The 7685-nt window shown below is 71.8% G+C and carries 8 protein-coding genes and 2 pseudogenes; 3 read left to right on the top strand and 7 right to left on the bottom strand.

Translation table 11 applies throughout. The annotated features are described in order from the left end of the window. Positions 1 to 241 precede the first annotated feature (241 nt). Positions 242 to 457: a hypothetical protein gene (locus ABT116_RS37050; protein ID WP_351643374.1), complete on the top strand. Its 216-nt coding sequence runs from the start codon at positions 242 to 244 to the stop codon at positions 455 to 457. Here ABT116_RS37050 and ABT116_RS37045 read toward each other — a convergent pair. The 5 genes from ABT116_RS37045 to ABT116_RS37025 all read right to left on the bottom strand — a co-directional run bounded on the left by ABT116_RS37045 (position 454) and on the right by ABT116_RS37025 (position 4346). Further along, a complete protein-coding gene (locus ABT116_RS37045) occupies positions 454 to 1968 on the bottom strand; it encodes an FAD-dependent monooxygenase (RefSeq protein WP_351643372.1) in 1515 nt (504 codons plus the stop codon). The genes ABT116_RS37050 and ABT116_RS37045 overlap by 4 nt on opposite strands. Before the next feature lie 107 nt (positions 1969 to 2075). Continuing rightward, positions 2076 to 2450 (bottom strand): roadblock/LC7 domain-containing protein, encoded by a 375-nt coding sequence (locus tag ABT116_RS37040; RefSeq protein WP_031136637.1) that lies wholly within the window; start codon positions 2448 to 2450, stop codon positions 2076 to 2078. 59 nt (positions 2451 to 2509) lie between these two features. Next, a complete protein-coding gene (locus ABT116_RS37035) occupies positions 2510 to 3031 on the bottom strand; it encodes a roadblock/LC7 domain-containing protein (RefSeq protein ID WP_351643370.1) in 522 nt (173 codons plus the stop codon). A gap of 38 nt (positions 3032 to 3069) precedes the next feature. Then, positions 3070 to 3900 (bottom strand): hypothetical protein, encoded by an 831-nt coding sequence (locus ABT116_RS37030; protein ID WP_351643368.1) that lies wholly within the window; start codon positions 3898 to 3900, stop codon positions 3070 to 3072. Further along, positions 3897 to 4346 carry a hypothetical protein gene (locus tag ABT116_RS37025; RefSeq protein WP_351643364.1) on the bottom strand — a complete coding sequence of 150 codons (450 nt, stop codon included), beginning with the start codon at positions 4344 to 4346 and terminating at the stop codon, positions 3897 to 3899. Before ABT116_RS37025 ends, ABT116_RS37030 begins: the two co-directional genes overlap by 4 nt. A gap of 410 nt (positions 4347 to 4756) precedes the next feature. Here ABT116_RS37025 and ABT116_RS37020 point away from each other — a divergent pair. Both ABT116_RS37020 and ABT116_RS37015 read left to right on the top strand, forming a co-directional pair. Beyond that, positions 4757 to 5481 (top strand): annotated as a pseudogene (locus ABT116_RS37020) (ABC transporter substrate-binding protein); the annotation flags it as partial. Then, a pseudogene (locus ABT116_RS37015) lies at positions 5482 to 5958 on the top strand (ABC transporter permease subunit); the annotation flags it as partial. It lies immediately after the preceding pseudogene. Between the two features lie 162 nt (positions 5959 to 6120). On the opposite strand, the gene ABT116_RS37010 reads toward ABT116_RS37015, so the two are convergent. Together ABT116_RS37010 and ABT116_RS37005 are read right to left on the bottom strand one after the other, a co-directional pair. After that, a complete protein-coding gene (locus ABT116_RS37010) occupies positions 6121 to 6312 on the bottom strand; it encodes a hypothetical protein (RefSeq protein WP_351643361.1) in 192 nt (63 codons plus the stop codon). A 339-nt stretch (positions 6313 to 6651) separates the two neighbouring features. Then, positions 6652 to 7685 (bottom strand): SpoIIE family protein phosphatase (locus tag ABT116_RS37005; protein ID WP_351643358.1); only part of this gene is annotated, 1034 nt, incomplete at its 5' end.

The following is a 7685-nucleotide window of genomic DNA, read 5'->3' as shown; positions in this document are numbered from 1 at the left end:
GCCACCGACGCCCGCCGCAAGGAGGTGTACTGGGCCCGCTACACCGACTCCCGCACCAGGGTGCCTCGGCAACTCCGGTATGACCGCACCTGGTCGACGCGTCCCCAAGAACGGTCTGGTGGCGGTTCTGTCGGCTACCCCGTCCAAGGCGAAGTCCGGGTCATCGTGGCTGGGTAGTCCACCGGTACGACTGAGAAGGGCTGCCGGGGACACCGACGCCGCCCGTACGTTCAATCCGCCGATGCGCCTCAAGATCGCCCGCGGAGTGGTCGAAACCTGCCGACTGCTCCCCGTGATGGTCACGTTCGGCATCGGTCTCGGTGTTCTGTTCGCCCTCGAAGCACTGGTCGGTGCAGTCGGATTCTGCTGCCCAGCTCGATCTCGTCGACGACTGACCGCTGCCCCCCTCTCCACCGCACTCCAGCAACAAGATCACGATCTACGGCTGGAGTACTAGGGGGCCGGCAGCCAGCGGTGCAGGTAGGCGCGCAGGCCCGTGAGGTCGGTGCCGCGTGCCAGGTAACCCACGTATCCGTCGGGCCGTACGAGGGCGTGCTCGACGCCGGGCCAGGGGCTGCGCGTACCCAGCCGGTGCACGCTCAGCAGGCCGTGCCGTTCGCCCAGCCGCAGGTCGTCGGGCCAGAGCTGGGCGGGGCCGGTGAGCAGGATGTGGTAGCCCGGCCCGGCGATGCGCCGCTGGAGGCCGGACGGGGTGTCGGGCAGACGGTCTCCCGCGCGCGGGCCCCGGCGCGGCCGGAGGGGTCCGGTGACGGAGGCGGGGCCCCGGCGGTAGTGGATGCCGAGTTCGGAGACCGTGCGGAAGAGGCGCGCCCGGGCACCGGTCGCCCGCAGGAGCAGCGGGGCCATGTGCGGGGCGAGTCGCGTCCGTGCCAGCCGCAGGGCCGGATGGCTGCTCGTACCCGCGGTGAAGGCACGGTCGGTGAGGCGGCGTACGCCGTGGCCGACCGGGGCTCGCTCCGCCTCGTACGTCTCCAGCAACTCCTCGGGCGCCGCGCCCCGGCAGACGTGGGCGAGCTTCCAGCCCAGGTTGAGCGCGTCCTGGATGCCGGTGTTCATGCCCTGTCCCCCGGCCGGGCTGTGGATGTGCGCCGCGTCGCCGGCGAGGAAGAAGGGGCCCCTGCGGTAGTGGGTGGCGCCGCGGTTGTGGATGCGGAAGCTCGTCATCCAGACCGGATCGCGCAGGGACAGCCTGTCGGGCGTCCAGTCGTCCGCGATCCGCTGGAGGAGGTCCAGGCTCACCGGGTCGCCGGGGGCGCCCGGCGGATGCATCGCGATCATCCGCCAGGTGGCCGGAGTGCCCAGCGGGAAGAAGAACAACAGCCCGGCCGCGGTCATGTACGTGTGCGCGGCGCCCGGCTCGAGTCCGTCGGCCTCCAGATCCGCGAGCAGGAACGTCTGCGGATAGGCGTACCCCTCGAAGCCGATGCCCGCCTGGGAGCGCACCGTGCTGTGTGCGCCGTCGCAGCCGACCACGTAGCGGGCCCGTACGGTCTCCTCGGTCCCGTCCCGGTGCCGCAGGCGGCAGGTGACGTACTCGCCTCCGGGTTCGGCGCTCAGCAGCTCCGTGCCGCGCTCGACCGTCACGCCCCGGGCGGCCAGATGAGCCGTCAGGGTGGCTTCCGTCTCCGACTGCGGGAGGAAGAGCAGGAACGGGTACGGCGTGTCCTCGCAGCCGACGTCGAACACCGGGACGCGCAGCACCCGCCCGGGCAGGTGCAGGTGCAGCCCGACCGCCGGGTTGCCCCGGTCGACGAGGTCGTCCGCCACACCGAACGCGGACAGCATCTCCAGGGTCCGGGGCTGGATCGCCAGGGCGCGTGACTCCCGGGCGCGGTCCAGTGAGCGGTCCACGATCCGGAACTGCGTTTCGAAGGCGCGCAGTTGGGTCGCGAGCGCGAGTCCGGTGGGGCCCGCGCCCACCACGAGCACGTCCAGGGGTGCCGTCATGACACACACCGTAGACGCGGGCGCTGGCCGGATGCCGTCGCCGTGCGGCGTGCCGGGGCCCTCCGCGACGCGTGCGTGGCGGAGGGCTCCCGTCCGGTGGTGCCGGTTCAGACCTCCAGGTCGGCTTCGATACGGCGCAGCTGGTGGCGGGCCATCGCGAGGTTGGCCCTGCTGCCGTCGAGCACGAGGTAGAGGAAGAGCCCGCTGCCTCCGCGCCCCTTCAGGAGGCGGATGAGGTGGTACTGGGTGTTCAGCGTGATGAGGATGTCCTCGATCTCCTCCTTCAGGCCCAGGTGCTCCATGGTGCGCAGCTTGGACCGCACGACGTCGGTGTTGCCCGCGGCGGCGACTTCCAGGTTGAAGTCCTTGCCGCCGCCGAGGGTGCCGAGGGCCATGCCGCTGGTGTAGTCGACGAGTGCGACGGCCGTCGCTCCGTCGATGGAGCTCAGGCATTCCTTCAGCGCGGTCTCCGTGTTGGCCATGCGCTCGGTTCCTTTCCTTCGTTTCTTTTACTTCGGTTGGTCGGAGGGTTCGGGTGGGCTCAGATGCCGGACTGGGGGCGCGGCAGGTGCGTGGGCCGCTGCGGAGTGCGGACCGGGAGGGTGCCGATGGGACGGTCCGCGGCCGGGGGCACCGTGGCGAGGTGCTCTTCGGGCGCCGGCCGGTCGGCGTGACGGCCGGTGCCCGGGCCCACGCGCGTGGCCAGCAGGTCGGCGATCCGGGCGCCGCTGCGCCGGCCTTCGAGGTGGAGGCGGCCGACGTTGACGCGGTCCTCGGCGAGGAGGGTGAGTACGGCGGTGGTTCCGGCGGCGTAGGTGGCGACGTAGCCTCCGGAGCCCCGCACCAGCAGTTCGCGGAAGTCGCCGCGGGCGGCGGCGTCGGTCATGCGGTAGGCGACACCGAGGGCGGCGGCGGTGAGCGCCGCGAGTCCCTCCGGTTCGGTGTCCGGCACGTCGTGGGCGAGGACGAGTCCGTCGACGGTGGCCGCGAGGGAGCCCGTCAGCCGGGGTATGCGGGTGCGGAGCCGACGCAGTTCGTCCAGGACGTCGGTCTCGACGGCCATGAGCAGTCTCCTTTCGGCACGCTGTCTTCGCGCGCGGATCACAGTGCCTCCAAGGCGTGCAGGAGCCGTCGCAGAAGTGCGGTGTCGGGCTCGTCCGGTGCGGCGGGACGAGGGGTGGGGCCCGGCTCGGCGGACGCGGGGGCGGGGTGTGGGGCTGGGGCTGGGGCTGGGGAGGGGGCGCGGACCAGGGGGGCTACGGGAGCCACCAGTCCGGCGGCGGCGAGGCGGCGGAGTTCGACGAGGGTGTGGAAGGTGCGGCAGGCCAGGGCCGTGGCGATCTGGGCGGCCGTGCGGACACCGTCTACCTGGGCGAGGGTCCGGCCGCGGCGGGCCGGCAGGTCGGCGGCGTCCGGGCCGGGCACGCGGGCGAGCGGCGCACGATCGACGGCGGGTTCTGGCCATATGCGGTGCAGCAGTTCGCGACGGCGTCTGGACTCGCGCAGGACGGTGTCCACCGGTACGGACCGGACCGCGCCGAGCCAGTGTGCGGCTCCGGGGCGGAACCGGAGAGCCGGTCCGTCCTGGGCGAGGACGAAGTACGCCGCGTCGAAGAGGGCGCCCAGGTGGCACAGTTCCAGTGCGCCGGCCGCGAGGTGACCGCTGTCCACCAGCTGCCGTCCGACGCGGCAGCGGCGCCCGGCCCGGTCGATCGCCTCCCACCAGCCGTCCGGGGCGAGCGCACCGCTGTGGGTGAGCAGGTCGCCGAGGTCGGGTGTGACGGCGGATTCGACGTGGACGACGTGTCCCGTCGCGAGGTAGACGATCCCCGACTCGGTGGACAGGGCACCGGTCGCCCCCTGTGCGGCGAGGGTGCTCAGCAGGGCCGAGGCGGGTTCGTCCGTGCGCGGGGCCCGGGTCGGTGTGGTCATCCGAGCACCAGCCGGTCCGTCAGCTCGGCCAGCCGGATGCGGGCCAGGGCGAGGTTCCCTTCGCTGCGGTCGAGCCACAAGTGCACGAACACGGTGCTGTCGAAGGTCGTCGTGACGAACCTGAGCAGGTGGTACGAGTCGGCGTTCGTGATGATCAGGTCCTGTACGGGGGGTTCCTTGCCGGACGGCCCGTCGGGGCCGGCAGGCCCGCCGCCGGGCGATGCGCCAGTGACGTCACCCGACGGTCCGCCGGTGAGGGCGAGGGCGCCGCTCTCGGTGGCGAGGCGGGCGAGTTCGGCGGTTTCCGCAGCCGTCGCCTCCGCATCGCCACCGGGTGCGTCACCCACCGCGCCCAGGGCAAGACCACTGATCCAATCAACCACCGACGCCCCTCGAGCACCTGGCAAGCGCATGGCTTCCAGCAGACTCTCGTCGATTCCGGGCACGCCGAATCCCCTCCCCCTGCACGGCCGTTCCCGCGAACGTGAGCACGACACTACGGAAAGTGGTGGGCGCTGGTGAACGCTTTGGCATTTTCCAAAGGAATGTGCAGTGGAGCGGGCAGGGGTGCGATGAGATCGATCCGAAGTGAGCAGGACCTGACCCGCCAAGCTGCGGGACTCTCGACTGGCGGCCTGACCAGCGCCTTAGTCCCTTGGGCTCGCATCCCGCAGCCCAGGACCAGTCGCATGCGCGGGCAGCTTTGGTCAGGTGTGTCAGTACTCATGCTGACCACTTGCTGACTGTACTGACGCGTCATCAGGCGAAGCCGGACTCTCGCCCGCCTCTCGACCAGGGCCACATCGCTGTCGACAGCGCGCACGCCTGCGCGCCATGTCAGGGAACCGCCGCGTAAGCCCTGCGCACCGGCCAGGTGGACATCGCGCAGGCGATCCCCGTCTCGCAGATCGCCTCCCTGGACAAGGACACCGTCCACGAGACGGACACCGCCCGCGACACCAGCCTGTACCTGAACACCAAGTCCGGCCCCTTCACCGCCCCCGGGCTGCGGGCCGCCTCCTCTTCGGCCCCGCCCTGCCCTGGGCGGCCGGCAAGCGCGTCGCGCCCACCGGACGGGCCGAGGCCATCAAGCCCGACGGCAAGAGCATCACCATCGCCACCTACTCGACCCGGCCCGAGCTGCCCGAAGTCGCCCAGGTGCTGCAACAGGACCTGGCCAAGGCCGGGTTCAAGGTGAAGCCGGTGGTGCGCGGTGACTCGCAGGTCGAAAGCGACATGCTGGCCGGGAAGTACGACGCCGCCGTCACCTCCCGCGACATGATGCTCGACACTGGGGACCCCGTCTCCGTCCTGGTGAGCGACTTCACCTGCCACGGCACCTACAAGCTGTCGCAGCTGTGCGACAAGAGGGTCGACCGGCTCGTCGCCGCCGCCCAGGCGCAGTCCGACACCGGCAGGCGACAGGACGCCGCCATGAAGGCCGAGGCGGCGGTCCTCGGCACCGACGCGGTGATCCCCCTCGTCCATGGCAAGGCCGTCCTGGGCATCGCCAAGTCGGTGCAGGGCGCGCTGTTCAGCTGGGACGAGCGGCAGTACATCGGAACAGGAACCCGGCGCTGAACCGCACCTCGGGCCGCCACGGCGGCCGTTCCGCTCTGCCTGCTGCCCTGCGCGATCTCGCGTAGGGCAGCGGCCCATGTCCTGAAGCAGGAACGCGCCACCCTCCACCTGACCGCCACCGGGGCGCTCGGCGCCACCGACTGGTACCTGCTCACCCGCGAACTGCTCCCAGCCGTCCTGCCGTCCGTCGTCCGCCACGCCCTGCTCCGGCTGCCCGGCATCGCGCTGAACCTGGCCGCCCTCGGCTTCCTCGGCCTGGGCGCTCAGCCGCCCTCCCCCGACTGGGGACTGCTGCTCGCCGAGAACCAGCCCTACGTCGAACGCGCCCCCTGGACCGTCCTGGCTCCCGCCGCCGTACTCGCCCTGCTCGGGGCACTCGCGGTGACGGCGACGGGCGGCGTACACCCGCCCCGGCTGCGGAGACGGAGAGGAACGCGCCTTGGCGTCCCCGCCACCGCGTCACCGACGGCCTCTCCGCATACGGCCCGTACGGCTTCAACGGAACGGACCCGACAACCCGTCCTCACCCACTCCTGCCGCCTGATCCTCGCCGACGGCGGACGCCCCGAGTCAGCGGGGCGGTGCCGTGCCCTGCCCACGGGGGTGCTGTTCGCCCTGCACGCCCTCCAGCCTTCTTCGTCACCGGCGGGAATGCGCAGGGCGCCGTTGTCGCCGGCGAAGATCCAGTCGCCGGGTGCGACGGGGGGTACCGGCGATGTGGACCTCGACGCCCGTACGCTCCAGCACCGCCCGGTTCTCGCCGCTGACCATCGTCACATCGGCGCTGAACAGCGGGTAACCGGCGGCGCGGCTCTCCTTCACATCGAGCACCGGGCCGTGACCGTGCCGGAGACGCCCCGGTGCCGCGCGAGGGACCTCCAGCAGGGGCCACCGTGAACCCGCCCGCAGCGTGCACGAACAGGTCGCCTTCGTGAGCGGCTTTCTGGTCGTACGGGCCTTCGCGGAACGCTCGCCACAGGGCTGCGGGCGTGCAGCCACTGCCGGCCCGGCTGCCGCCGCATCGACCCTTGCACAGCGGTGCCGCCGCCGTCCTGTCGCCCACGACACCGAGACGATCGGGCTGAAGACAGACAACGTTCCGGCCTGCGCGATGACCGTCGAGCAGCTGGTCGGGGTGCGTGGTGAAGGCCAGGCGTGCCAACACCTGGGTCACCCCGTCGGCAGGTTCTGCTCGCACCAGATGGTCTTTCCGACGGTGGCATGCCGGGTGCCCCAGTTCTGGCTGAGCTGGGAGACCAGGAGCAGGCCCCGGCCGCCCTCGTCGTAGACCCGGGCCCGGCGCAGGTGCGGCGCGGTGCTGCTGGCATCGGAGACCTCGCATATCAGCGTGGTGTCGCGGATCAGCCGCAACTGGATCGGAGAGTCGCCGTAGCGGATGGCGTTGGTGACCAGCTCGCTGACCAGAAGCTCCGTAGTGAACGTCGCATCCGCCAGTCCCCACTCGTCGAGCTGTTCGACGGCCACCTTCCGGGCGCGCTCGACCAGGGACGGGTCAGGGGGGATGTCCCAGACGGCGACCTGGTCGGAGGTGAGGGCGCGGGTGCGGGCGAGGAGCAGGGCGACGTCGTCGGCGGGGCGACCGGCCAGCAACCCGTGGATGACGGCGTCGCAGGCGGCGTCCAGCGACGGCGTCCGCACCGACAGCGCGTCACGCAACGTGTTCAGGCTGTCATCGATGTCGCGTACCCGGGATTTCACGAGACCGTCGGAGTAGAGAGCGAGCACGCTGCCCGCGGGCAGGGTCAGCTCCGTGGCCTCGAAGGGCAGACCGCCCAGCCCGAGCGGCGGGCCTGTGAACCCGGAGATACCATCCACGGTCCCGTCGGGAGCGCGGAGGGCGGGCAACGGGTGACCGGCCGAGGCCAGCGTGCAGCGCCGGGAGACCGGGTCGTAGACCGCGTACAGGCAGGTCGCTCCCAGCTCGCCGGCCGCCGCCACATCGCCTTCCGCGCCGCCGGCCTCCTCGTCTCCCGTGAGGTGGATGACCAGATCGTCGAGATGGGTGAGGAGCTCGTCGGGCGGCAGGTCGACGTCGGCCAGGGTACGTACGGCGGTGCGCAGGCGTCCCATGGTGGCGGACGCGTTGACGCCGTGGCCGACGACGTCTCCGATGACGAGGGCGACCCGGTTGCCGGAGAGCGGGATCACGTCGAACCAGTCACCGCCCACGCCGGCCTTCGAGT

The sequence above is a fragment of the Streptomyces sp. NPDC002130 genome (genome assembly GCF_040296465.1).
GTDB lineage: Bacteria > Actinomycetota > Actinomycetes > Streptomycetales > Streptomycetaceae > Streptomyces.
This window is presented reverse-complemented; position numbering and strand designations above follow the sequence as displayed.